Source organism: Chitinolyticbacter albus (assembly GCF_024437655.1).
Taxonomy (GTDB): Bacteria; Pseudomonadota; Gammaproteobacteria; order Burkholderiales; family Chitinibacteraceae; genus Chitinolyticbacter; species Chitinolyticbacter albus.
In genome coordinates, this window is the sequence record NZ_JANBVF010000010.1 from 194749 (window position 1) to 217333 (window position 22585).

General features: G+C 65.7%; 19 protein-coding genes. 8 read left to right on the plus strand and 11 right to left on the minus strand.

All coding sequences use genetic code 11. The features are described 5' to 3' along the window. Positions 1–18 precede the first annotated feature (18 nt). Positions 19–1686: an energy-dependent translational throttle protein EttA gene (gene ettA, locus NLI84_RS08675; RefSeq protein WP_255989633.1), complete on the minus strand. Its 1668-nt coding sequence runs from the start codon at positions 1684–1686 to the stop codon at positions 19–21. Positions 1687–1981: 295 nt separating this feature from the next. On the opposite strand from ettA, the gene NLI84_RS08680 reads away from it, so the two are divergent. The 6 genes from NLI84_RS08680 (at position 1982) to NLI84_RS08705 (ending at position 8850) form a co-directional block, all read left to right on the plus strand. Then, the gene (locus tag NLI84_RS08680; RefSeq protein WP_255989635.1) at positions 1982–2998 is read left to right on the plus strand and encodes a LacI family DNA-binding transcriptional regulator; all 1017 of its coding nucleotides are present in this window, start codon (positions 1982–1984) and stop codon (positions 2996–2998) included. Next, positions 2998–4485, plus strand: a complete 1488-nt coding sequence (locus NLI84_RS08685; protein ID WP_255989637.1) for a sugar ABC transporter ATP-binding protein — start codon at positions 2998–3000, stop codon at positions 4483–4485. The genes NLI84_RS08680 and NLI84_RS08685 overlap by 1 nt, the downstream gene beginning before the upstream one ends. Continuing rightward, a complete protein-coding gene (locus tag NLI84_RS08690; RefSeq protein WP_255989638.1) occupies positions 4466–5455 on the plus strand; it encodes an ABC transporter permease in 990 nt (329 codons plus the stop codon). Before NLI84_RS08685 ends, NLI84_RS08690 begins: the two co-directional genes overlap by 20 nt. 90 nt (positions 5456–5545) lie before the next feature. Next, a complete protein-coding gene (locus NLI84_RS08695; RefSeq protein WP_255989640.1) occupies positions 5546–6499 on the plus strand; it encodes a substrate-binding domain-containing protein in 954 nt (317 codons plus the stop codon). 144 nt (positions 6500–6643) lie between these two features. Further along, positions 6644–7708 (plus strand): sugar phosphate isomerase/epimerase family protein, encoded by a 1065-nt coding sequence (locus NLI84_RS08700; RefSeq protein ID WP_255989641.1) that lies wholly within the window; start codon positions 6644–6646, stop codon positions 7706–7708. Continuing rightward, positions 7705–8850, plus strand: coding sequence for a Gfo/Idh/MocA family protein (locus NLI84_RS08705; protein ID WP_255989642.1), 1146 nt, complete (start codon positions 7705–7707; stop codon positions 8848–8850). The genes NLI84_RS08700 and NLI84_RS08705 overlap by 4 nt, the downstream gene beginning before the upstream one ends. A gap of 162 nt (positions 8851–9012) precedes the next feature. Here the strand turns inward: NLI84_RS08705 and NLI84_RS08710 are convergent, their stop codons facing one another. From NLI84_RS08710 to NLI84_RS08720, 3 genes are all read right to left on the minus strand, one after another. Further along, complete coding sequence (locus NLI84_RS08710) at positions 9013–10191, minus strand: DUF2863 family protein (RefSeq protein ID WP_255989643.1); 1179 nt, start codon at positions 10189–10191, stop codon at positions 9013–9015. A gap of 50 nt (positions 10192–10241) precedes the next feature. Next, the gene (rnk, locus tag NLI84_RS08715) at positions 10242–10619 is read right to left on the minus strand and encodes a nucleoside diphosphate kinase regulator (protein ID WP_255989644.1); all 378 of its coding nucleotides are present in this window, start codon (positions 10617–10619) and stop codon (positions 10242–10244) included. Positions 10620–10687: 68 nt separating this feature from the next. Next, entirely contained in the window at positions 10688–11188 is a 501-nt protein-coding gene (locus NLI84_RS08720) for a GNAT family N-acetyltransferase (protein WP_255989645.1), read from the minus strand. A 102-nt stretch (positions 11189–11290) separates the two neighbouring features. On the opposite strand from NLI84_RS08720, the gene NLI84_RS08725 reads away from it, so the two are divergent. Then, entirely contained in the window at positions 11291–11632 is a 342-nt protein-coding gene (locus tag NLI84_RS08725; RefSeq protein ID WP_255989646.1) for a YkgJ family cysteine cluster protein, read from the plus strand. 70 nt (positions 11633–11702) lie between these two features. Here the strand turns inward: NLI84_RS08725 and NLI84_RS08730 are convergent, their stop codons facing one another. The 7 genes from NLI84_RS08730 to NLI84_RS08760 form a co-directional block, all read right to left on the minus strand. Continuing rightward, positions 11703–13445 (minus strand): DEAD/DEAH box helicase, encoded by a 1743-nt coding sequence (locus tag NLI84_RS08730; RefSeq protein WP_255989647.1) that lies wholly within the window; start codon positions 13443–13445, stop codon positions 11703–11705. 233 nt (positions 13446–13678) lie between these two features. Next, the gene (gene lolD, locus NLI84_RS08735) at positions 13679–14380 is read right to left on the minus strand and encodes a lipoprotein-releasing ABC transporter ATP-binding protein LolD (RefSeq protein ID WP_255989648.1); all 702 of its coding nucleotides are present in this window, start codon (positions 14378–14380) and stop codon (positions 13679–13681) included. Beyond that, the gene (locus NLI84_RS08740) at positions 14373–15608 is read right to left on the minus strand and encodes a lipoprotein-releasing ABC transporter permease subunit (RefSeq protein ID WP_255989649.1); all 1236 of its coding nucleotides are present in this window, start codon (positions 15606–15608) and stop codon (positions 14373–14375) included. Before NLI84_RS08740 ends, lolD begins: the two co-directional genes overlap by 8 nt. Before the next feature lie 85 nt (positions 15609–15693). Beyond that, positions 15694–17079, minus strand: a complete 1386-nt coding sequence (locus NLI84_RS08745; RefSeq protein WP_255989650.1) for an efflux transporter outer membrane subunit — start codon at positions 17077–17079, stop codon at positions 15694–15696. An 11-nt stretch (positions 17080–17090) separates the two neighbouring features. After that, on the minus strand, positions 17091–19040 hold the full coding sequence (locus tag NLI84_RS08750) for a MacB family efflux pump subunit (RefSeq protein WP_255989651.1): 1950 nt from the start codon (positions 19038–19040) through the stop codon (positions 17091–17093). Positions 19041–19042: 2 nt separating this feature from the next. Then, positions 19043–20383 (minus strand): efflux RND transporter periplasmic adaptor subunit, encoded by a 1341-nt coding sequence (locus NLI84_RS08755; protein ID WP_255989652.1) that lies wholly within the window; start codon positions 20381–20383, stop codon positions 19043–19045. A 146-nt stretch (positions 20384–20529) separates the two neighbouring features. Beyond that, entirely contained in the window at positions 20530–21981 is a 1452-nt protein-coding gene (locus tag NLI84_RS08760) for a protein adenylyltransferase SelO (RefSeq protein WP_255989653.1), read from the minus strand. Positions 21982–22087: 106 nt separating this feature from the next. Between NLI84_RS08760 and ybaK the strand changes: the two genes are divergently transcribed. Beyond that, positions 22088–22576: a Cys-tRNA(Pro) deacylase gene (gene ybaK / locus NLI84_RS08765; RefSeq protein WP_255989655.1), complete on the plus strand. Its 489-nt coding sequence runs from the start codon at positions 22088–22090 to the stop codon at positions 22574–22576. The last annotated feature ends 9 nt before the right edge of the window (positions 22577–22585 follow it).

The window sequence follows — 22585 nt, forward strand, 5'->3', positions numbered from 1 at the left end:
TATTGGATCGCATTTCGATCAGCGCGTGACCGGCTTGTAGCGGATGCGCTTCGGTTTCGCGCCTTCCTCACCCAGGCGTTTCTTCTTGTCGGCTTCGTATTCCTGGTAGTTGCCGTCGAAGAAGGTCCACTGGCTATCGCCTTCGGCAGCGATGATGTGGGTGGCGATACGGTCGAGGAACCAGCGATCGTGCGAGATCACGAACACGGTGCCGGCAAATTCCAGCAGTGCGTCTTCCAGCGCCCGCAGCGTTTCCACGTCCAGATCGTTCGACGGTTCATCCAGCAGCAGCACGTTGCCGCCCTTGAGCAGCGTTTTCGCCAGATGCAGGCGGCCGCGCTCGCCGCCCGAGAGCATGCCGACCTTCTTCTGCTGGTCGCCACCCTTGAAGTTGAAGCGGCCAAGGTACGCACGGCTGCTCATCTCGAACTTGCCGACGTTGAGGATGTCGTGCCCGCCCGAGACATCGTCGAACACGGTCTTGTCGCCTTCCAGCCCTTCGCGGCTCTGTTCAACGAAGGCCATCTGCACGGTGGAGCCGATCTCGACCTCGCCGCTATCGGGCTGCTCCTTGCCGCCTATCATCTTGAACAGCGTCGATTTACCGGCGCCGTTGGGGCCGATGATGCCGACGATGGCACCGGCCGGTGCGGCGAAGCTGAAGTTATCCATCAACAGGCGATCGCCGAAACTCTTGGAGACGCCCTTGAACTCGATCACCTTGTCGCCGAGGCGCTCGGCCACCGGGATAAAGATTTCCTGCGTTTCGTTGCGCTTCTGGTGCTCGAAGCTGGAAAGCTCCTCGAAGCGGGCAATCCGCGCCTTGGATTTGGCCTGGCGCGCCTTGGGGTTCTGGCGCACCCACTCCAGTTCCTTGTGCAGCGCCTTCTGCCGGGCCGATTCCTGCGATTCCTCCTGCTTGAGGCGCGCTTCCTTCTGCTCCAGCCAGCTTGAGTAATTGCCCTTCCAGGGAATGCCGTGGCCGCGGTCCAGTTCCAGGATCCATTCGGCGGCATTGTCGAGGAAGTAGCGATCGTGGGTGACGGCGACCACGGTGCCGGGAAAGCGCACCAAGAACTGCTCCAGCCATTCGACCGATTCGGCATCCAGGTGGTTGGTCGGCTCGTCGAGCAGCAGCATGTCGGGCTTGGAGAGCAGCAGCTTGCACAGCGCAACGCGGCGTTTTTCACCGCCGGAGAGGTTGCCGATGACGGCGTCCCACGGCGGCAGGCGCAGCGCGTCGGCGGCGAGCTCCAGCTGCAGCTCGGTGTTGTCGCCGGCGCCGGCGGAAATGATGGCTTCCAGCCGGGCTTGTTCTTCGGCCAGCGCGTCGAAATCGGCGTCCTCCAGCGCGTACTCGGCGTAGACCTCCTCCAGTCGCTTCTGCGCGGCCATCACTTCGCCCATTCCGCCCTCGACTTCCTCACGCACGGTCGCTTCGTTGTTCAGCTTGGGTTCCTGCTCCAGATAGCCGATTTTCACGCCAGCGAGGTGCTGCACCTCGCCATCGAACTCCTTGTCGGCGCCGGCCATGATGCGCAGCACCGTGGACTTACCGGCACCGTTCAGGCCCAACAGGCCGATCTTGGCGCCGGGAAAGAAGGAGAGGGAAATATCCTTGATGATCTGACGCTTGGGCGGAACGATCTTGCTCACGCGGAGCATGGACATCACGTATTGGGCCATGGGGGAAACCTGAGAGGTTGCAACGATGGCCGAGAGTTTAATCGAGCCGCGTGGCGCTGCCCAATCGAGCTTGTACGCAATGGCTGCCTTTGTGACGACGATAGGCCGCTGCGTGCACAAAACCAGTGCGTCCGACATGCCTGCAGGCCGTTGCCAATGGTGACTACACCAGCGCCATCGCCAGCCGCAAAGCGGCACCGCAGCGATGTAGTGGTTTTTACTTAGCTACATTTTTCTTGCGTTTCCTCAATGCCTGCACGCAATATGTAATCGATTACATTGACTGGTGCGGGTGATGGCTGAAAGTGGTGCATCCGGTGGTGCGGTGTCGATCTCGGAAGTGGCCGAACAGGCGGGCGTGTCGGTCGCGACCGTGTCCCGCGTGATGAACGGGCAGGGCGTGGTCAAGCCCGCGACGCGCGACAAGGTGCTGGCGGCGGTGGAAGCACTCGGCTATCGCATGAATCACCTGGCGCGCAACCTGCGCACGGCGGAGAGCCGCATGCTGCTGACCATGGTGCCGGACGTGGGCAACCCGTTTTATGCCGAGATCGTGCGCGGCATCGACAGCGTGGCGCGGCAGCAGGGCTACTTCGTGTTGCTGTGCGACACCGGTGCCGATCCGGGGCGCGAGCGCAGCTATTTCGACCTGCTGCGTACCCGCCGAGCCGATGGCGCGATCTGCCTCGATCCCGACACGGTGCAGCATGCACTGGCCGAGGAAATGAACGGCGTGCCCTGGGTGGCTTGCTGCGAATTCGATCCCGATGTCGCCGTTCCCTATGTCGGCATCGACAACCGGGCCGCCGCTGCCGACGCGGTGCGCCACCTGATCGCGCAAGGCCATACCCGCATCGCGCTGATCAATACGGACGCGCGCTACCTCTATGCGCGCCAGCGCGAGGCCGGGATGCGCGATGCGCTGGCCGAGGCGGGGCTGACCCTGCCGGCGGCGTGGCACGTCACCGTGGACAGCCTCGATTTCGACGCTGGTGCCGAGGCCGCGCGGCAACTCATCTCGCGCGACGAGGCGCCGACGGCGATCTTTGCGGTGTCCGACACGCTGGCCATCGGCGTGATCCGCGGCCTGCGCGAGGCCAGGCTGGCCGTGCCGCGCGATGTGGCGGTGATGGGCTTTGACGATATCGCGATGGCGGCGCAGATCGATCCTCCCCTCACTACCATCGCCCAACCGATGCGTGAACTGGGCGAGACCGCCGCGCGCTTGCTGTTGCAACGGCTGGCCCAGCCGCAGCTCGCCGTACCCGGCGTGCTGCTGCCGCACCGGCTGGTCAAGCGGGGGACTGCCTGATGAGCCTCTCGGTACGGTTTAGCGGGGTCTGCAAGGATTTCGGTCCGGTGCGCGTGCTGCATGGCGTCGATTTCGCGCTGGAGCCGGGCCGGGTCTATGGCCTGTTGGGCGAGAACGGCGCCGGCAAGTCCACGCTGATGAAAATCCTTTCCGGCTACGAGGCGGCGAGCGAGGGAGAGATCCAGATCGACGGCGAGTCCCGTCGCTTCGCTTCATCGCGCGAGGCCGAAGGTGCCGGCGTGGTGTTGATCCACCAGGAATTCAACCTGGCCGAGCACCTGACCATCGCGCAGAACATCTTCCTCGGCCACGAGCAGAAGCGCGGCTGGCTACTCGACGACGCGGGAATGCGTCGCGCCGCCACCGAGCATCTCGCCGCAGTGGGGCTCGCGGCCGACGCGGATACACCGGTGCGGCGGCTCATTGTTGCCGAGAAGCAACTCGTCGAGATCGCCAAGGCGCTGTCGCGCAAGGCGCGCTTGTTGATCATGGACGAGCCCACTGCCACGCTGACGCCGGGCGAGACCGAGCGGCTGTTCGCGCTGATCGGCAAGCTGAAGGCGGACGGCGTCACCATCATCTACATCTCGCACAAGCTCGACGAGGTCGAGCGCATCACCGACGAGGTAGTGGTGATGCGCGATGGCCGCTTCGTCGCTCGTGAAGCCACGGCCAGTCTCACACGATCACAGATGGCCAACCTGATGGTGGGCCGCGATGTTTCCGACATGTTCCCGGACAAGGCGCCGCCGCCACCGGACGCGCCAGCGGCGCTGACGGTGCAGGGCCTCGCGGTGCCGGGCTGGGTCGACGATCTGAGTTTCGAGGTGCAAGCCGGCGAGATTTACGGCTTTGCCGGCCTTGTCGGTGCCGGCCGAACCGAGGCATTCGAGGCCATCGTCGGCCTACGCGAAAGAAGCGCCGGCCGCATCGCGCTCGCCGGACGCGAGCTCGCGCTCTCCAACCCGCGCATGGCGATGAAGCACGGGCTCACTTATCTATCGGAAGACCGCAAGGGCAAGGGCCTGCATGTGAACCTGGGCCTGACCGAGAACCTGACGCTGATGACGCTGGAGCGCTACGCCCAGCCCTGGCTCAGCCATACGGCAGAGCACGCTGCGCTAAAGCAGGCGGTGGAAGGGTTCGGCATCCGCACCGGCGATCTCGCCGCGCGGGCGCGGATGCTGTCAGGCGGCAACCAGCAGAAACTCGCGCTCGCCAAGTTCCTGCACCCGGACCCGCGCGTGATCGTGCTCGACGAGCCCACGCGGGGCGTCGACGTCGGCGCCAAGCGCGACATCTATTTTCTGATCCAGCGCCTGGCCGCGGAAGGCCGTGCGGTGATCGTGATTTCCAGCGAACTGATCGAGTTGATCGGCCTGTGCCACCGCGTCGCGGTGCTAAGGGCCGGCCGGCTGCAGGCGGTACTGACCGCAGAACACTTGACCGAAGAGGAATTGATCGCCCATGCCACCGGTACCCACTGAAGCGCTGCCTGCCTGGCGCCATCTGCTGTCGCGGCTATCCGGCATCGGCCCCTTGCTGGGCCTCGTTGCACTGTGCATCGCCGGCACGCTGCTGAACCCGGATTTCGCCACTGTCGACAACCTGCTCAATGTGCTGACCCGCACCGCCTTCATCGGCATCATCGCAGTCGGGATGACCTTCGTCATCATGTCGGGCGGCATCGACCTGTCGGTGGGCTCGATGGCGGCCTTGATCGCCGGCTGCATGATTATGTTCATGAACCACCTGGGCGCGAGCGGCAGCGCCGTGCTGGCGGTGAGCGCCGGCATCGTGCTGGCGCTGGTACTGGGCAGCGCGTTCGGTGCGGTGCACGGCGTGCTGATCACCAAGGGGCGAATCGAGCCCTTCATCGTCACGCTGGGCACGCTAGGCATCTTCCGCGCCTATCTTACTTACCTCGCCGATGGCGGCGCGCTCACGCTCGATGGCGCGCTGTCGGATCTCTACAGCCCTGTCTATTACGGCAGCGTGCTCGGTATTCCCATTCCCGTCTGGGTCTTCGCCGCCGTCGCGCTGGCAGGTGGGCTGCTGCTCAATCGCACCGCCTTCGGCCGCCATGTGCAGGCCATAGGTTCGAACGAGCAGGTGGCGCGCTATGCGGCGATCCGGGTCGACTTCGTGAAGCTTGCCACCTACTCGCTGCTGGGCCTGTGCGTCGGCATCGCCACGCTGCTCTACGTGCCGCGCCTGGGCTCGGCCTCGCCGACCACGGGCCTGTTGTGGGAGCTCGAAGCCATTGCTGCCGTGGTGGTCGGTGGCACGGCGCTCAAGGGCGGGGAGGGGCGGATCTTCGGCACCGTGATCGGCGCCATCCTGCTCTCCGTGATCAGCAACATCCTCAACCTCACCAGCATCATCAGCGTGTATCTCAACGCCGCGGTGCAGGGCGTGGTGATCATCATCGTCGCCTTCATGCAGCGCGGGCGGTGATCGTGCGGGGTCGACGGCGACGCCGGCCCAATTTGTAATCGTTTACAGACGGACCCACGGGCGCAGGCCCGATAGACAGGAGGCAACACCATGAACAGCGTGATTCGTGCAATCAGTGCCGGCGTACTGGCACTGACCGTCGGCAGCAGCTGGGCCGCGGAGAAAGTGACCCTGGGCGTATCGATCCCCGCGGCGACCCACAGCTTCACCGCCGGCATCGTCTGGTGGGCGAACAAGGCCAAGGCCGATTTGGAAAAGGCCAACCCGGGCCTGAAGGTGATCGTGAAGACCGCCGCCAACGCCCCCGAGCAGGCCAATCAGCTGCAGGATCTGTTGACGGTGAACAAGATCAACACGCTGGTGATCTTCCCCTTCGAATCGGCCTCGCTAACGAAGCCCGTGGCGCAGGTGAAGGGCAAGGGGGTGTACGTGACCGTGGTCGATCGGGGCCTGACTGACACTAGCGCGCAGGATGCCTACGTGGCTGGGGATAACACCGCCTTTGGCAAGCTGCCGGCCGAGTACCTGGCCAAGGCCATGGGCGGCAAGGGCAACATCGTGGCGCTGCGCGGCATTCCGACCACGCTCGACAACGAGCGTTACGATGCCTTCACCAGCGTGATGAAGCAGCACCCGGGCATCAAGATCCTCGATGCCAAGTACGGCAACTGGAACCGCGACGATGCGTTCAAGGTGACGCAGGATTACCTGACCCGCTTCAAGCAGATCGATGCGGTGTGGGCGGCCGATGACGACATGGCGGTGGGTGTGCTCAAGGCCATCGACCAGGCCAAGCGCAAGGACATCAAGGTGGTATTCGGCGGCGCCGGTGCCAAGGGCGCGATCAAGACGCTGATGGATGGCAGCGATCCGCGCATCCAGGCCAATGTGTCGTACTCGCCCAAGTTCATGTACGACGCGATCAAGCTCACCGCCGAGGCGCGCCTGGCCGGCAAGAAGCTGCCTGCCAACACCATCATTCCTTCGGTGCTGATCACCAAGCAGAACGCCAAGGACTTCTACTTCCCGGATTCGCCGTTCTGAGTGCCTGTTTGAACTGATCGGCGATGGGTGGGGATGCAGGGCGGGCCTGGGCAACGCCGGGCTCGCCAAGCGAACGTTGGTGCGGCCGTGGACCCGCTGCGGGGCAGCTTGCCGCGCAGCGTACGCCCTTACAAGGAGTTCAACATGCAAACCATCAAGGGTCCGGCGATCTTTCTGGCGCAGTTCGTCGGTGATACACCGCCCTTCGATACGCTGGATGGGCTGGCCGGCTGGGCCGCTGGTCTCGGTTTCGAGGGCGTGCAGCTGCCAACCAACGATCCGCGCCTGTTCGACGTGGCGCTGGCCGCGCAAAGTCAGACCTATTGCGACGAAATCGCCGGGCGCATCGCCACCCGCGGTCTCGCGATCACCGAGTTGTCGACCCACCTGCAAGGCCAGCTGGTGGCGGTGCATCCGGCGTATGACGCTTTGTTCGACGGCTTTGCCGCGCCCGAGGTGCGAGGCAGGCCAGCGGCGCGTACCGATTGGGCGATAGCCCAGGTGAAGGCAGCAGCGAAGGCCTCGCAGCGGCTGGGGCTTGCCGCGCACGTCACCTTCAGTGGCGCACTGGCCTGGCCCTATCTTTACCCGTGGCCGCAGCGACCAGCGGGGCTCGTCGAGGAGGCGTTTGCTGAGCTGGCGCGGCGCTGGCGGCCCATCCTCGATGCGTTCGACGATGCCGGGGTCGATCTTTGCTACGAGCTGCACCCGGGCGAGGACCTGCACGACGGCGTGACCTTCGAGCGCTTCCTTGCTGCCGTGGGCGATCACCCTCGCGCCAACATCCTCTACGACCCCAGCCATTTCGTGCTGCAGCAGCTCGATTACTTGGCGTTCATCGATCTCTATCACACGCGAATCAAGGCCTTTCATGTGAAAGACGCCGAGTTCCGCCCCGATGGCCGCCAGGGCGTGTACGGCGGCTACAGCGGCTGGGTGGAGCGCGCCGGGCGTTTCCGCTCGCTGGGCGACGGGCAGATCGACTTCGTCGGCATCTTCTCCAAGCTGGCGCAGTACGACTACCCCGGCTGGGCGGTGCTGGAATGGGAATGCGCGCTCAAGCACCCGGAAGATGGCGCAGCGGAAGGCGCGGACTTCATCCGCAGCCATATCATCCGCGTGGCCGAACGGGCTTTCGACGACTTTGCCGGCAGCGGCGTCGATGCGGCACAGCTCAAGCAGTTGCTGGGCACCGGAGGTGGGCGATGACACGACGCTTGCGCTTAGGGATGGTCGGCGGCGGGCAGGGCGCCTTCATCGGTGCCGTGCACAGGCTCGCTGCGCGGCTCGATGATCACTACGAACTGGTGGCCGGTGCGCTGTCCAGCGATCCTGTGCGCGCGGCAGCCAGCGCCGCCGAGCTGCGGCTCGATCCGGCGCGCAGCTACACCGACTACCGCGCCATGGCGCAGGCCGAGGCGGCGCGTGGTGATGGCATCGACGTCGTCGCCATCGTCACGCCCAACTCCCTGCATGCCCCCGTGGCGACGGCGTTCCTTGAAGCCGGCATCCACGTGATCTGCGACAAGCCGCTGGCGCTGAGCGTGGCCGAGGGCGAAGCGCTGGCCGCACTGGCAAAGCGGCAGAACCGGGTATTCGCTCTGACGCATACCTATTCCGGCTACCCCATGGTGCGCCACGCGCGTGAGTTGGTCGCTGCAGGCGAGATCGGCGACTTGCGCTATGTGCAGGTCGAATACCTGCAGGATTGGCTGGCCGAACCGCTTGAGGCCGGTGGCAACAAGCAGGCCGACTGGCGCACCGATCCGGCGCGCGCTGGGCGTGCAGGGTGTTTGGGTGATATCGGCACGCATGCCTGGCAGCTCGCGGCCTTCGTCTGCGGCCAGCAGCCGAGTGCACTCGCGGCCGAACTCAATACCTTCGTGCCGGGGCGGCGGGTCGATGATCATGTGCAGGTCTGGTTGCGCTACGCGGGCGGCGCGCGCGGCGCGCTGGTGGCGAGCCAGGTGGCGAGTGGCGAGGAGAACCGGCTGGTGTTGCGCGTCTATGGCACGCGCGCCAGCCTCGTGTTCAGCCAGGAGGAGCCCAACACGCTGTGGCTGACGCCGCTCGGTGGCGAGACGCAGCGGCTCACGCGCGGGCGGGCGAGTGGAGATGCGGCGCGCCATGCCTGCCGTGTGCCGGCGGGTCATCCGGAGGGCTACCTCGAGGCGTTCGCCCAGATCTACACCGATGCCGCGTTGCAGATCCACGCGATCAACGCAGGCGAGCCGCTGCCGCTAGCTACGCTCCACCTGACCACGGTGATTGAGGGCGTGGCGGGAATGCGTTTCATCGAGGCGGCACTTGCCAGCCACGATGCCGGTAGCGCCTGGACGGCGTTGGGCTGATCTCTAGCATGCGGCCGAGGGTGGCGTGGTCTGCGGTTCAGCGCAGTTGGAGCCGGCAACAAAACCCAGTGCAACGGTGCTGGCAAGGCACGCGAAACGCAGACAGTACAAGTTGTACGGCCAGTGAGCGTAACGTAGCCAGCAGGGTTTTGTTGGCGGCGTTCAGTGCAGGTGGTGCGGCTGATCCGGCGTTTCCTCTTCCGGCAGCTCGGCATGCAGCAGCTCGCCTTCCGGATTGGGGTAGAACGGCGCGCCGCAATCGTCGCAATAGTCGAGCGGCAGATCGTGTTCCAGTACGCGGATATCGGTGATGCCGATTTCCTTCAACACTGCCTCGATCTCGCCGGCGATGTCGGTGTTCTCGTCCTCACCGTCGAGCAGCGGCCACACCACGCCATGCAGGACCTGATCCTCGCCACGCTTGACGAAGCCGACGCGGTATTCCTCCAGCTGGCGGCCGACGAAGGGGCCGATGGTGGCGCGCAGCTGTTGCGGCTGGACATTGAGCGCCAGCATCAAGAATGACACGGTAGCCTGCAGAGAATAGGCGCGCGAAGCACGATCAGCTTCGCGCCAGGCCGCATGGTAGGCGCCGGGCAGGCAGGGTTCGGTGGCGCAACCGGGCATCAGCGATTGCAGCACGGCGCCGCCCTGTTTCTGCCATTGCTTGAGGCTCTCCTCGCGGTCGCCGTCATCTTCCTGCCAACGGAAGATGGCGCCACCAGCAGGCACCACGGCCGCGCCGATCACGTAGCGGGTATCGGACAGGAACTGCTTGGTCTCTGCCAGCTCCTTGTCGTCGATTTCCAGCGTGCCATCGTCGAAGGCGGCTTCGGCCAGCGCCTGGGTCAGCTCGGCCGTTGGTACAAAGCCGCGCGGCAACTGGTCCGGACTGAACAGCACGTCGGCAAAACCGAGCTTCACATCGCGCGCGAAGATATGCGCGCCCAGTTGCACCTTCAGGTTCTGCAGCCGGCTACCTGTGATGCGCTCGCTCGGAATCTGCCAGCGCGACCAGGCCAGTACCGGCGCGGTGAATAGCAGCACGTCCCAGGCCGCGCCGTTGCGCTCGATGCGCGTCGATTCGCTGGCGGCCTCGACCACGTCGGCAAGCGCGTTGTACGCCTCGGGATCGTGCTGACTCAGCTGATCGAGCACGGCGTTCAGCGTGTCCTCGTCGCGATCGGCGATCAGCCGGGCGACCACGCTGGAAATGCGCGCGTTCCAGAACGCATCCTCGATGCGGCTCGACGAATCGGCGAGCCCTTCGGCCAGCCGGACCAGATCGACTTCGTCGGCGGTGCTGCGGCCGCGTCGGGACGGGCGGTTGCGCTTGATCATGAACTTTCCTGAAGGTTGCGGGTTAAGCGCGATTGTAGCGCATGCGGCGCTCAGGCTTCTTCGACTGCCAGCACGGTCAGGCGTAATGTCTTGCCATCAGACAAGGGCCAGTCGATCGATTGGCCGACGCGCAGCCCCAAGAGCGCGCTGCCGGCCGGCAGCAGCACCGAAATGCGGCCGTGTTCCAGATCAGCCTCGTGCGGATAGACCAGGGTGTAACGGTATTCGCGGCCGCTGCCTTCATCGACGAAACAGGCGCTGCGGCCCATGGCGATCACGTTGGCGGGCAGCTCACTCGCCGCGACGATCTCGGCACGCGCGATTTCGCCTTCCAGCGCATCCAGCGCTGCGGTGCGCGGGGTCTGGCGGGCTATCAGCGTTTCCAGGCGCTCCAGGTCGGTTTCGCTGAGGATGATATTGGGTTTCATGGTTGCCTCCTTCGGGCAAGAAAAAGGGCCGGCGTGGTGGCCGGCCCTGATCGACGTTCAACAATCGGTCAGGGTGGAGAGAGCGCACGCTGCATGACGATGGCGTCCGCGCCGTATGCGGCAAGGCGCGCGTCGCGCTCTGCCTGCGCGGTAAAACCGAGGCCGCGCCAGAAACATTCCGCGCCCAGCACGGCGACGAGTCGCGCCTCGGCAAGGCCCTGCGCCACGCCCCAGGCCAGCGCCTGTGCGACCAGCCGGGCGGCGACGCCGCGACCGCGCGCGCGCGGATGCACGGCAAGGTCGTGCAGGAAATGGGCATGTGCCTGGGCGGGCAGCGTGAGCCGGGCTTCGTCGAGCGCGGGCAGGCCGTTGCCGGCCCACGGATGGGTGAAGAAATAGCCGACTGCACCTGCGTCGTCCAATGCAATCCAGTTCGATTGCGGCGACAGCGCCAGCTTGCGCGCGAACGTCGCGCGCGCCTCCAGCCACGCTGCGGGGTAGCATTGGTGCTGGATATCCAGCACGGCGTCGAGATCGGTTTCGGTCAGCAGCCGAATCTGCATGTTCATTTCTAAATAATTCCGGGAAGGGTCAGGGTAGCCCGGATCGCCCGCTCGCGGCAATCGGGGGCTACCGGTAAAATCCGTGCTTTGCCTGGTCCACTATCCGCCGTGAGTACCAATACCTGCTTGAGTTGCGGCGCCTGTTGCGCCGCGTTCCGCGTCAGTTTCGATGTTTCCGAACTGGAAAGTGAGGGCGGCTGCGTGCCCGATGGCCTCGCCGATCGCGAGAACGCGACGCTGGCTCGCTTGCGCGGCACCGACTACGCCCGGCCGCGCTGCGTGGCGCTGATCGGCGAGATCGGCCGGGAAGTGCGTTGCGGCATCTACCGCGAGCGCCCGGGGCCTTGCCGCGAGTTCGCGCCGCTGGCCGAGATCGGTCACTTTGCCGACGCCTGCAACCGCGCGCGGGCGCGGCATGGCCTGCCACCCTTGCCCGTTGATCGCGATTAGCCGCCGTTGATCCGGCGACAATAAAAAACGGCGCGGAATCCGCGCCGTTTTCATTCAACCGCCGCCGGGATCAGCTCTCGTAGCGGTTGCCGCCGGTGCGCGGGGCGCGGGCGGAGTCGCCATCGCGACGCACGCCTTCGCGCTTGAAACCACCTTCACGCGGAGCACGGTCGAAGCTGCGCTCGTTGCCACCTTCGCGACGATCGAAGCTGCGCGGAGCGCGCTCGTCGAAGGTGCGTTGCGGACGATCGCTGCGCTCGCCTTGCGGACGCGGTGCACGATCGGCGTACGGACGTGGAGCGCGCTCGAACGGGCCACCTTCACGCGGGGCGCGGTCGCCGGCCGGACGGTCACCGTAGCTGCGCGGCGCGCGATCGGCATAGCCGCCTTCGCGTGGCGCGCGGTTTTCGTAACCACCTTCGCGCGGTGCGCGCTGGCCGTAGCCTTCACGCGGAGCGCGTTGCTCGCCACCTTCACGCGGCGCACGGTTTTCATAACCGCCTTCGCGCGGGGCACGACCTTCGTAGCCACCTTCGCGGCGACCGGCGTAACCACCACCGTTGCCACCGTAACCGCCGCTACGCGGCTTGCTGCCGCCATAGCTCTTGCGTTCGGTACCGCCACCTTGCGGGCGACCCTGGCCCGGGCGGAAGCGCGCTTCGAGGCCTTCCAGCGTCATTTGTTCGAATTCGATCTCGTAGCGACGGCGAATACGGGTGTAGGCGCCGAAATCGTTCTTGGTCACCAACGAAACGGCGCGGCCCTTGCGACCGGCGCGACCGGTACGGCCGATGCGGTGGATGTAATCCTCGGCGAACTTGGGCAGATCGAAGTTGATCACCTGGCCGATACCGGCCACGTCGATGCCGCGGGCGGCCACGTCGGTGGCGACCAGCACGTCGATCTCGCTGCGGCGCAGGCGATCGAGCACCTTGCGGCGCATGCGCTGTTGCAAATCACCGTGCATGGCGTCGGCGCGCAGGCCTTCCAGGCGCAGCCAGTCGGCCATGCTGTCGGCGTCGGCCTTGGTGGCGACGAAGACGATGGATTGGGTTTCCGGCGCAGCCTTGAGCAGCGCGGCGGTCAGCTTTTGCTTGTGTTCGTAGCCGTCGGCGTAGTGCACGGCTTGTTCGACGTTGGCGGTCGGCAGGCCTTGCGGCGCCAGTTCCACCTTTTGCGGATCCTTCAGCATCGGCGCGGCAAAACGTTGCACGGCGTCCGACAGCGTGGCGGAGAACAGTGCCGTCTGGCGTTCGGCCGGCAGCTTGGCGACGATGGCTTCCACTTCATCGATGAAGCCCATGTCCAGCATGCGGTCGGCTTCGTCGAGCACCAGCATTTCCAGGCGGCGGAAATCGATGCGGCCCGATTGCATCAGGTCGGTCAGGCGGCCTGGCGTTGCCACCAGCACTTCCACCGGCAGCGCCAGTTCGCGATGTTGTACCGGGTAGGGCACACCACCAGTGATGGTCACGACCTTGCAACGCTGGGTGCTGCGGGCAAAGGTGATCGCGACCTTGGAAACCTGTTCGGCGAGTTCGCGGGTCGGGGTCAGCACCAGAATGCGCGGGCCCTTGCCGTGATGGGTCGGCTGACGCGACAGGCGATTGAGGGCAGGCAGCAGAAACGCTGCGGTCTTGCCGGTACCGGTCTGGGCCGAGGCCATGATGTCGTGGCCGGCTTGCAGGACAGGAATGGCCTGCGCCTGGATCGGCGTCGGCTCGGAAATGCCTTGCTTGGAGAGTTCGCGGACGAGTTCGGGGGAAAGGCCGAGCGCGGCAAAGCCGCTACCCGCCTCAATGGGCTGAGTCATGCAGTATTCCTCGGTTAGGCGCTATGTGCGCATGGCATCGACGCTAACCGGAACTACCGCAACTCAGAACTACCACCCGGACTGGGCGTAAAACCGCGGAAAGGCTAGAGGCGATGAAGCTATCGGCCACGCCGACGATCGGTCGTGGCTCGAAGGTTGCGGATTATCCACACAAGGGGCAGATGTGGCAACAAGTTTCTGATTTTTCTTAAAAAGTAGTAGCCACTGATCGACTACGGTGCCGCGTCAATCGCCTCTACATCGAGCAGCCGGCCATCGCGAATGTGCTCCACGCGCTGGCAGCGCGCCGCGAGATCGGGATCGTGCGTGACGATGACGAAGGCGGTGGCAAGTTCGGTGTTCAGTTCCATCATCAGCGCGAACACTGCGTCGGCCGTGCCGCGATCGAGGTTGCCGGTAGGCTCGTCGGCGAGCACGCACGCCGGCCGGGTCACCAGCGCGCGGGCGATGGCCGCTCGCTGGCGCTCGCCACCGGACAATTCGCCCGGCTTGTGCTCCAGCCTATGGCCCAGACCCACCCGCGCCAGCATCTCGCTGGCGGTTGCGTACGCGGCGGCTCGGTCATGGCGGCGGATCAGCAGCGGCATCGCCACATTCTCCACGGCGGTGAATTCGGGCAGCAGGTGGTGGAACTGGTAAACGAAACCGAGGTGCTGGTTGCGCAGCCTGCCGCGTTCGGCTTCGCCGACGGCGAATGGATCCTGCCCCAGCAAGGTGACCCGGCCACTGGTGGGTGTATCGAGCGCGCCCAGGCAATGCAGCAGCGTCGATTTGCCCGAGCCCGAGGCGCCGACGATGGCCACGGTTTCGCCAGCGTGCAGCGTGAGGCTCACCTCGTGCAGTACCGGCGTGTCGAGCTTGCCGCTGCGGTAGGTCTTGCACAGGGCAATGGCTTCGAGAATCGGCTTATTCATAGCGCAACGCCTCCACCGGGTTGATGCGTGAGGCGCGCCAGGATGGGTATAGCGTGGCGACGAGGGCCAGCAGCAGCGAGATGGCGGCGATGCTGCCGACATCAGTGAACTCGACGCGCGAGGGCAGCTCGGTGATCAGGTAGACGTCGGGTGACAGGATATGGGTGCCGATGATGCGCTCGATAAAGGGCACGATGGTGCCAAGATTGAGCGCAACCAGCACGCCGGCGATCACACCGGTGGCGGTGCCGACAAAACCGGAAATCGCACCCTGCACCACGAAGATCTTCATCACCGAGCCGGGCGTCGCGCCCAGCGTGCGCAGGATGGCGATGTCGGCCTGTTTGTCGGTGACGACCATCACCAGCGTGGACACCAGGTTGAACGCGGCCACCGCGACGATCAGCGTCAGGATGATGAACATCATCCGCTTTTCGATTTCCACCGCGCGGAAATAGGTGGGGTTTTCCTGTGTCCAGTCGCTCGCGACCACGCCCGGATGTTCGCGCGTGATGCGCATGGCGACGCTACGCGCATTGAAGAGATCATCGAGCCGCAAGCGCAGGCCCGTTACGGCCTCGCCGGTGCGGTAGAGCTTTTGCGCGTCAGAGAGCGCGACAAGGCCAAGCCCGGCGTCGTAGGGATAGTAATCGGCCTTGAACACACCGGCGATGGTGAACTGGCGAAACCGGGGTACGAGGCCGGCGGGGGTCACCTGGCCTTGCGGCGTGATCAGCGTGATCTTGTCGCCCACCTGGGCGCCCAGTTCGGCGGCCAGCTGCCAGCCCAGGATGATATTGAACTGACCGGGACGCAGCTGATCGAGCGTGCCGCCGATGATCTTCTTCGTGACTTCCGATACCCCCGGCTCGAGCTCGGGGTCGATGCCGCGGATCAGCGTACCCTTCACCTGTCCGCTGTAGTTCAACAGGCCCTGGCCCAGCACATAGGGCGCGGCGGCGCGCACGTGTTCGGTCTTGAGCACGGGGTTCGCCACGTCCTGCCAGTTGCGCAGCGTGCCGTCGCCGCCGGTGAGCTGCACGTGCGCCGCCATGCCGAGGATGCGATTACGCACCTCTTCCTGGAAGCCATTCATCACCGAGAGCACGATGATGAGCGCGGCCACGCCCAGCCCGATGCCGACGATGGAGATCAGCGAGATAAAGGAGATAAAGCCGTTGCGGCGCTTGGCGCGCGTGTAGCGCAGGCCGATCAGCAGTTCGTACATGGCTGCCCAAGTGGAGTAAAGCGCGGCGAGTTTATCACGCGGCCGCTATCGGGCCGCGTGCAGGGTTGGCGTTGACGGCGGCCGGTCACGCCGGCGTGGCTGCCACTAACGGCGCGCCGCCCAGCGCCTTGTACAGCGTGGCAAGGTTGGCGGCCTTCTGGTAGCGATGCTGCAGCAGTGTGCGCTCGGCGGCGCGCAGCGTGTCCTGCGCGGTAAGCCAGGTCGAGAAATCGACCGCGCCGGCCTTGTAACGCACAGCGGTCAACCGCTCGGCCGTGGCGGCGTCGTCACGCTGCGCGACGAGGCGCGCTGTTTCGCCATCGAGCTGACCACGCGCAGCCAGCGCATCCTCCACCTCGGCAAACGCGGTGTAGATCGTCTGGCGGTGGGCGATCACCGCCTGTTCGTATTCGTTCTGGCTCACCTTGAGCGCCAGCTCGCGCTCGTTCCACTGGATGAAGGGCAGGGCGAGGCCCAGCCCCAGCGTGGCGACCGGGTCCGAGAGCACGTCGACCAGCGTGCTGCTTGTGCTGCCGACGCTGCCGGTCAGCGAGAAGGTCGGCAACCAGCTTTTGCGCGTCGCTTCCGTGTCCTTGAACGAGGCGGCGAGCCGGGCGCTGCTGGCGGCGAGGTCCGGGCGACGGCTGAGCAGATCGCTGGGTAGGCCGGCCGGCACCACCGGCTCCAGTTCGGGCAGGCGGGGCGGCGCATCGACGGCGGCCTGCTGCGGCGGCGTGTCGAACAGCAGGTTGAACGCGCGGGCGGTGTTACCGCGTGTGAGTCTGGCCGATTCCAGCGCGCTGTCGCTGCTGCTGAGCGCGCGCCGCGCTTGCGCAAGATCGAGGCCGGATACGGTGCCGGCCTTATAGCGCGCCTCAACCAGGGCAAAGGTCTTGCGGGCGGTCTCGCGATCCTGTTCGGCCAGCGTGACCTGCGCGTCGTTCAGCGCCAGTTGCCAGTACAGCGTGGCGACATTGGCTTCCAGCGCCACGCGCACGCCGTTCAGATCGGCCTCGGTGGCATCGCGCCGCCAGCGCGCGGCGTCCTGCTGGTCGGCAAGACGTCCCCAGATATCGAGCTCCCACGAGAGGGATGCCGACACGTTGTAGTTCTCGCCCAGTGCCTCGTTGCGGCGCAGGTTGCGGCTGCTGCTGACCCGGCCGGACACGTCGATGTCGGGCTGTCTATCCAGCCCGGCCGCATCGAGCGCGTAGCTCGCGGCCTTGAGCTTGAGTACCGCGGTGGCGAGGTCCGCATTGCTGGCGCGCGCCTGGCTGAGCAGCGCATCCAGCTGCGTGTCGCCAAAGCTTGCCCAGTAGATATCAGCCTCGGCGAGTGTGCCTGCCGCGCCGGCGTTCTGCCAGGTGGCGGGGATGGCGACGTTTGCTTGCGGTTGCGGGTTGCCGGCGCAGGCGACGAAGAGCGGCAGCAGCGCCACGAGCAGCGCGTGTTGGGGGAACGGTTGGGTCATGTTCTTGGGGGTCATTCGCGTGCCAAGGCCTCGATCGGAGCCAGCCTGGCCGCGCGGCGGGCGGGCAAGAAGCCGAACACCACGCCGACGGCGGTGGCGCACAGCACGGCTGTGAGGATGGATTGCGCGGAGAAGATCATCGAAAAATCGGTGAGGAAGTGCGCCACCAGCGCGCCGATACCGAGCGAGATGCCGATACCGATGGCGCCGCCCAGCATGCACACGACGATGGCCTCGATCAGAAACTGGCGCATGATGTCGCTCTGCCTTGCGCCCACCGCCATGCGGATGCCGATCTCGTGCGTACGCTCGGTCACCGAGACCAGCATGATGTTCATCACGCCGATGCCGCCGACCACCAGCGAGATCACGCCGATCATGGTCAGGAACAGCTTGATGTTGCGCGTCGACGATTCGACCGAATCGAGGATGTCCTGCATGTTGCGGGTGTAGAAATCCTGTTTGCCATGCGCCAGCAGCAGCCGCTGCGTCAACGCTTCTTCGGCGGCCTTCATCGGCACGCCCTCGCGCACCTTCACCGTGATGCGGCGAAAATGCTGCTGGCCGAGCACGCGGCTCGCCGCGGTGGAATAGGGCATCCACACTTCCAGGCTGTCGCCGCCCCAGCCGCTCGATTTGGCCTCGGCCACGCCGATGACCTGCAGCGGCACGTTACCCACCAGAATGATCTCGCCGAGGCCACTACCGTCGCTGAACAGCGCCTTGCGCGTGCTCTCGCCGATCACCACCACCTGGGCCTGCCGGCGCACGTCCTGCGTGCTGAAGTTGCTGCCGATGCTGATCGCCTGGCCGCGCACGTCGAAGTAGCTCGGCGCCACGCCATAGACGGTGGCGTTGGCGTCGCTGTTGCGATAGCGCACGCGCAGGCCCTTCTGGTTCAGTGGCGTGACCGCATCGACATAGGGCTCGGCCGCAAGCGCAACGAGATCCGGCTCGCGCAAGGTGCGTACACCGCCGCTGCGGTCATCGGACAAGCCCGAGCCCGGCATGATGTCGATATTGGTCGCGCCCAGCGACGACATGTTGGCGAGCACCGAGTGCTGCATGCCTTCGCCCAGCGCAACGATGGACACCACCGAGGCGATGCCGATGATGATGCCGAGCATGGTCAGGAGCGTGCGCAGGCGGTTGGCCACCAGCGAGCGCCAGGCCATGCTGAACGCTTCGACGAAGCGCCCCCAGTTGGCAGCCCAACCCTTGGGGTGAACCGGCGGGGCGGGGCGATCGGGCGCGGCTTCCTCGTCGCGACCGGCGTCGTTGCGCCGATCGGCAACGATGCGGCCATCGCGGATCTCGATCACGCGCTCGGCCTGCGCCGCCACGTGCGCATCGTGGGTGACCAGGATCACCGTGTGGCCACGCGCGTGCAGCTCTTTCAGCGTTTTCAGCACTTCCTCGCCGCTGCGGGAATCGAGCGCGCCGGTCGGCTCGTCGGCAAGGATGACCTCGCCGCCATTCATCAATGCCCGCGCGATCGATACGCGCTGCTGCTGGCCGCCGGAGAGCTGGCTCGGCCGATGGTGGGTGCGTTCCTCCAGGCCCAGCCGGGCCAGCAATGCCCGTGCGCGCTCGCTGCGATCATTGCTGTCCATGCCGGCGTAGATGGCCGGCATGGCGACGTTTTCCTCGGCATTGAGCGCCGGGATCAGGTGATAGCGCTGGAAAATGAAGCCGAAGTGCTCGCGGCGCAGTGCGGCCAGGCCATCATCGTCGAGCGAGCCCACTTCCACCCCGGCGAAGCGGAACGAGCCGATCGTGGGGCTGTCGAGCCCGCCGAGGATATTCATCAGCGTGGACTTGCCCGAGCCCGACTGGCCCATGATGGCGACCATTTCGCCACGCTCGATCACGAGATTGACGTCGTCAAGGATGGTGACCTCGGTTTCGCCCGCCGGAAAACGGCGATACAGCCCCGAGAGTTCGATCAGTGCTTCGCTCATGCTCAGAAGCCCGGCCCCGGACGGCGGTTGCCACCTTCGCGCTGCCGGGTATTGCCCATTCCACCGCCAGTGACGACTTCGTCACCTTCCTTCAGGCCGGCCTTCACCTCGACCACCACGTTGTTGTTGAGGCCGATCTCGACCTCTCGCTCGGCGATCGACCCATCCGCGAGCTTCACCCGCACCGTGCGCAGCTGGGGGCGGCCGCCGTCGCGCTCGCCTTCGCCGCGTTCACGCTTGGCGCGGTGCTCGCCACGCTTGCCGGCGTCACCGGCGCGCGGCTTGCGCTCGCCGGTCGCGGCAGCAGCGCCGCCATTGCGGCGTTCCCCCGCAGCCGCATCGCGCTGACCGTCGGCGCCCGAATCACCCTTGCCCGCCAGTGCGGTCACCGGGATGGTCAGCGCATTGTCCACGCGGGCTATCACGAAGGACACCTGGGTGGTCATCTGCAGGCGCAACCGGCTGTGGGCGTTCGGCACATCGAACAGCGCGTTGTAGAAGATGGCGTCGTTGATGGTCTGCGGCGTCGGCTCTATGGTGCGCAGCATGGCCGCGATCTGCCGGTCGGGTGCGCCGAGCACGGTGAAGTAGACCGGCATGCCGGCGGACAGGCGGGTGACGTCGGCCTCGGCTACCTGGGCGCGCACGGTGATCGGGTCCATCTGCGCCAGCGTGAGAATGGTCGGCGCCGATTGCGCGGCGTTCACGGTCTGGCCTTCCTGGGTGGTGATGCTGACCACCTGGCCATCCATCGGTGCAACGATGCGGGTGTAGCCCAGGTTGGCGCGGGCGGTATCGAGGCGGATCTGCAACTGCTTGATCTGCGCGGCGATCTGCGCGAGCTTGGCGCGCCCCGAGCGTACGGCGATGGCGGAGTCCTCGGCGGTCTTCTTCGGCGTGGCGTCGGCGGCCAGCATGTCCTGTTGGCGCTGGTTTTCCCGCTCCGCCAGCAGCAAGTCTAGCTTGGCCGCTTCCTGCTGGGCCAAGAGGTTGTCGATGCTGGCCTGGGCTTCGTCGAATTCGTTGCGGGTCACGGTGGGATCGATCTCGGCCAAGAGGTCGCCCTTCTTCACCGTGTCACCGAGCGCCACGTGCAGCTTCTGCACCTGGCCGGAGGCCTGCGCGCCGACATCCACCTGCTTGGAGGCCTCGATCCTGCCGCTGGCGAGCACCGAGACCTCGATGTCGCCGCGGGTGACTGTTGCCGTCAGCACTGCGGGTGCATCGGGCTGGGCGGCCGAGATACGCCACCAGACGATGGCGGCAATGGCGAAGGCCGCGAGTATCAGCCACAGGCGATAGCGTTTCAGCCAGGAAAGCCGGCTGGCAGGGGATTTCGACATCAAGGAGTCCTGTTGGTTTTCTACGACCCGTCAGCTTGGCGGGTCGGTCGGCGAGCATAACGCGGCGACATTGTGACGCGTTGACACGTGATCGGTTCGCATTCTCGCAGCGCTGTTGCCAAGGCAGCACAAATCGTACGTGCCTATCAGGATGAGCAGGATACCGACAGCTGACTGGCCCAGTCGGGCGGCAGCGCCGCGTAGTCGTCGTATTCCGGTGCATCGTCGAACGGGCGGGAGAGCGCGCTAGCGAGCCGATGCAGCGCGGTGTAATCACCCGCTTCGGCCGCGCGGATCGCCGTCTCGGCCAGGTGGTTGCGCAGCACGATACGCGGGTTGACCGCGTTCATCGCGGCGATGCGCTCGCCGTGCGGGCGGTCCTCATTTGCCAGCCGCGCGCGATAGCGGAGGAGCCAGGCGTCGAACGCGTCGCGATCGAGGAACAGGTCGCGCAGCGTGGCGTCCTCGTGCTGGCGCGCGAGCTGGCGCCAGAAGATCGTCCAGTCGGTATGCGCGGCCTGCATCAGTGCCAGCAGATCGGTGAACAGCGTCCAGTCGTCTTCCTGCCAGGCGAGAAGGCCGAGCTTGCCACGCAGTTGCTCGGCGAACGCATCCTCGAACAGCGGCTGGAAGCGGCGCAAGGCGTCCAGCGCCTCTTCCTTGGTGATCAGCTTGAGGAGGGTCTGGGCGTAGCAATGCAGATTCCACAGCGCAATCGCCGGTTGCTGATCGTAGGCGTAGCGACCGGTCTCGTCCGAGTGGTTGCAGATGTGGTGCGCGTCAAAGCCATCGATGAAGCCATAGGGGCCGTAGTCGAGCGTGAGACCAAGCAGCGACATGTTGTCCGAGTTCATCACGCCATGGCAGAAGCCAACCGCCTGCCAGCGCGCGATCAGCTCTGCGGTGCGTTCGATCACGCCATCGAGCAGTGCGAGATAAGGCTGATCGGCAGCCGCGCACTCGGGGTAGTAGTGGGCAATGGCAAAGTCGGCGAGCTCGGCCACGGCGTCGAATTCGCCGCGATAGTAGAAATGCTCGAAATGACCGAAACGCAGGAAGCTAGCCGCCACCCGGGTGACCACTGCCGCGGTTTCGCGCGTTTCACGCCACACCGGTTGCGGGCTCGCCACCAGCGCCAGCGCGCGGGTGGTCGGGATGCCCAGCGCGTGCATGGCCTCGGAGGCGAGGTATTCGCGGATCGACGAGCGCAGCACCGCGCGACCGTCGCCCATGCGCGAGTAGGGCGTGAACCCGGCGCCCTTGAGCTGCAATTCGCGGATGCCGGTGGGGGTGTCGATCTCCGCTACCAGGAGTGCGCGCCCATCGCCCAATTGCCCGGCCCAGACGCCGAACTGGTGGCCGGAATATACCGACGCGAGCTGCGGGTAGCCCGCCAGTGCGCTGTTGCCGGCGAGAAAATCGGTCAGCGCCGCTTGCGCGACGGCGTCGCTCGCGAGGTTCAGCTCGTCCGCCAGCGCCGTGTTGAAAACAACAAGCTGTGGCTCGGGCAGCGGCGTCGATGGCACGGCGGTGTAGAAACGAGGCGGCAGCGCGGCGTATCGGCGTGCCAGGGGCAGGGCGGGGAAGGTATGCTTCATGTTTTGCGGCGCAACCGCCGTTTACCTTGGATGCGGGAATCACACTTGGACCAGTGTGGTTCCATTAGTTGAGTTCAATAGTCGGGTATTGTACCCCTTGCCCCGTATGAGCGAAAAAGCCCCCGTTACCGCCGCCATCCGCGTGCTGCGCCAGCACAAGGTGCCCTACACCGAGCATCTTTACGATTACGAGGAAAAAGGCGGCACCGCCGTGTCCTCGCGCGAGCTCGGCGTGCCCGAGCACGCGGTGATCAAGACCCTGGTGATGGAAGACGAGAACAAGCAGCCGCTGGTGGTGCTGATGCATGGCGACTGCGAGACCTCGACCAAGAACCTGGCGCGCCTGACCGGCAGGAAGACTATCCAGCCATGCGCGCCCGATATCGCCAACAAGCATAGCGGCTATATGGTGGGCGGCACCTCGCCGCTGGGGACCAAGAAGGCGATGCCGGTTTATATGGAGCGCAGTATCGCAGCGCTCGACAGAATCTATCTCAATGGCGGCAAGCGCGGCTTTCTGGTGGGCTTGGCGCCAGCCGATCTCGTGGCCGTGTTGCAGCCTACCCTGGTCGAGGTGGCCATCCCCCACGATTGAGCCATACCG

Coding starts and splice junctions, on each gene's coding strand:
- NLI84_RS08745 (WP_255989650.1), bottom strand. CDS start 17,079: ATGACCCAACCGTTCCCCCAACACGCGCTGCTCGTGGCGCTGCTGCCG.
- NLI84_RS08700 (WP_255989641.1), top strand. CDS start 6,644: ATGCAAACCATCAAGGGTCCGGCGATCTTTCTGGCGCAGTTCGTCGGT.
- NLI84_RS08750 (WP_255989651.1), bottom strand. CDS start 19,040: ATGAGCGAAGCACTGATCGAACTCTCGGGGCTGTATCGCCGTTTTCCG.
- NLI84_RS08760 (WP_255989653.1), bottom strand. CDS start 21,981: ATGAAGCATACCTTCCCCGCCCTGCCCCTGGCACGCCGATACGCCGCG.
- NLI84_RS08720 (WP_255989645.1), bottom strand. CDS start 11,188: ATGAACATGCAGATTCGGCTGCTGACCGAAACCGATCTCGACGCCGTG.
- NLI84_RS08690 (WP_255989638.1), top strand. CDS start 4,466: ATGCCACCGGTACCCACTGAAGCGCTGCCTGCCTGGCGCCATCTGCTG.
- rnk (WP_255989644.1), bottom strand. CDS start 10,619: ATGAAACCCAATATCATCCTCAGCGAAACCGACCTGGAGCGCCTGGAA.
- NLI84_RS08740 (WP_255989649.1), bottom strand. CDS start 15,608: ATGTACGAACTGCTGATCGGCCTGCGCTACACGCGCGCCAAGCGCCGC.
- ybaK (WP_255989655.1), top strand. CDS start 22,088: ATGAGCGAAAAAGCCCCCGTTACCGCCGCCATCCGCGTGCTGCGCCAG.
- NLI84_RS08695 (WP_255989640.1), top strand. CDS start 5,546: ATGAACAGCGTGATTCGTGCAATCAGTGCCGGCGTACTGGCACTGACC.
- NLI84_RS08705 (WP_255989642.1), top strand. CDS start 7,705: ATGACACGACGCTTGCGCTTAGGGATGGTCGGCGGCGGGCAGGGCGCC.
- NLI84_RS08680 (WP_255989635.1), top strand. CDS start 1,982: ATGGCTGAAAGTGGTGCATCCGGTGGTGCGGTGTCGATCTCGGAAGTG.
- lolD (WP_255989648.1), bottom strand. CDS start 14,380: ATGAATAAGCCGATTCTCGAAGCCATTGCCCTGTGCAAGACCTACCGC.
- NLI84_RS08755 (WP_255989652.1), bottom strand. CDS start 20,383: ATGTCGAAATCCCCTGCCAGCCGGCTTTCCTGGCTGAAACGCTATCGC.
- NLI84_RS08730 (WP_255989647.1), bottom strand. CDS start 13,445: ATGACTCAGCCCATTGAGGCGGGTAGCGGCTTTGCCGCGCTCGGCCTT.
- ettA (WP_255989633.1), bottom strand. CDS start 1,686: ATGGCCCAATACGTGATGTCCATGCTCCGCGTGAGCAAGATCGTTCCG.
- NLI84_RS08685 (WP_255989637.1), top strand. CDS start 2,998: ATGAGCCTCTCGGTACGGTTTAGCGGGGTCTGCAAGGATTTCGGTCCG.
- NLI84_RS08710 (WP_255989643.1), bottom strand. CDS start 10,191: ATGATCAAGCGCAACCGCCCGTCCCGACGCGGCCGCAGCACCGCCGAC.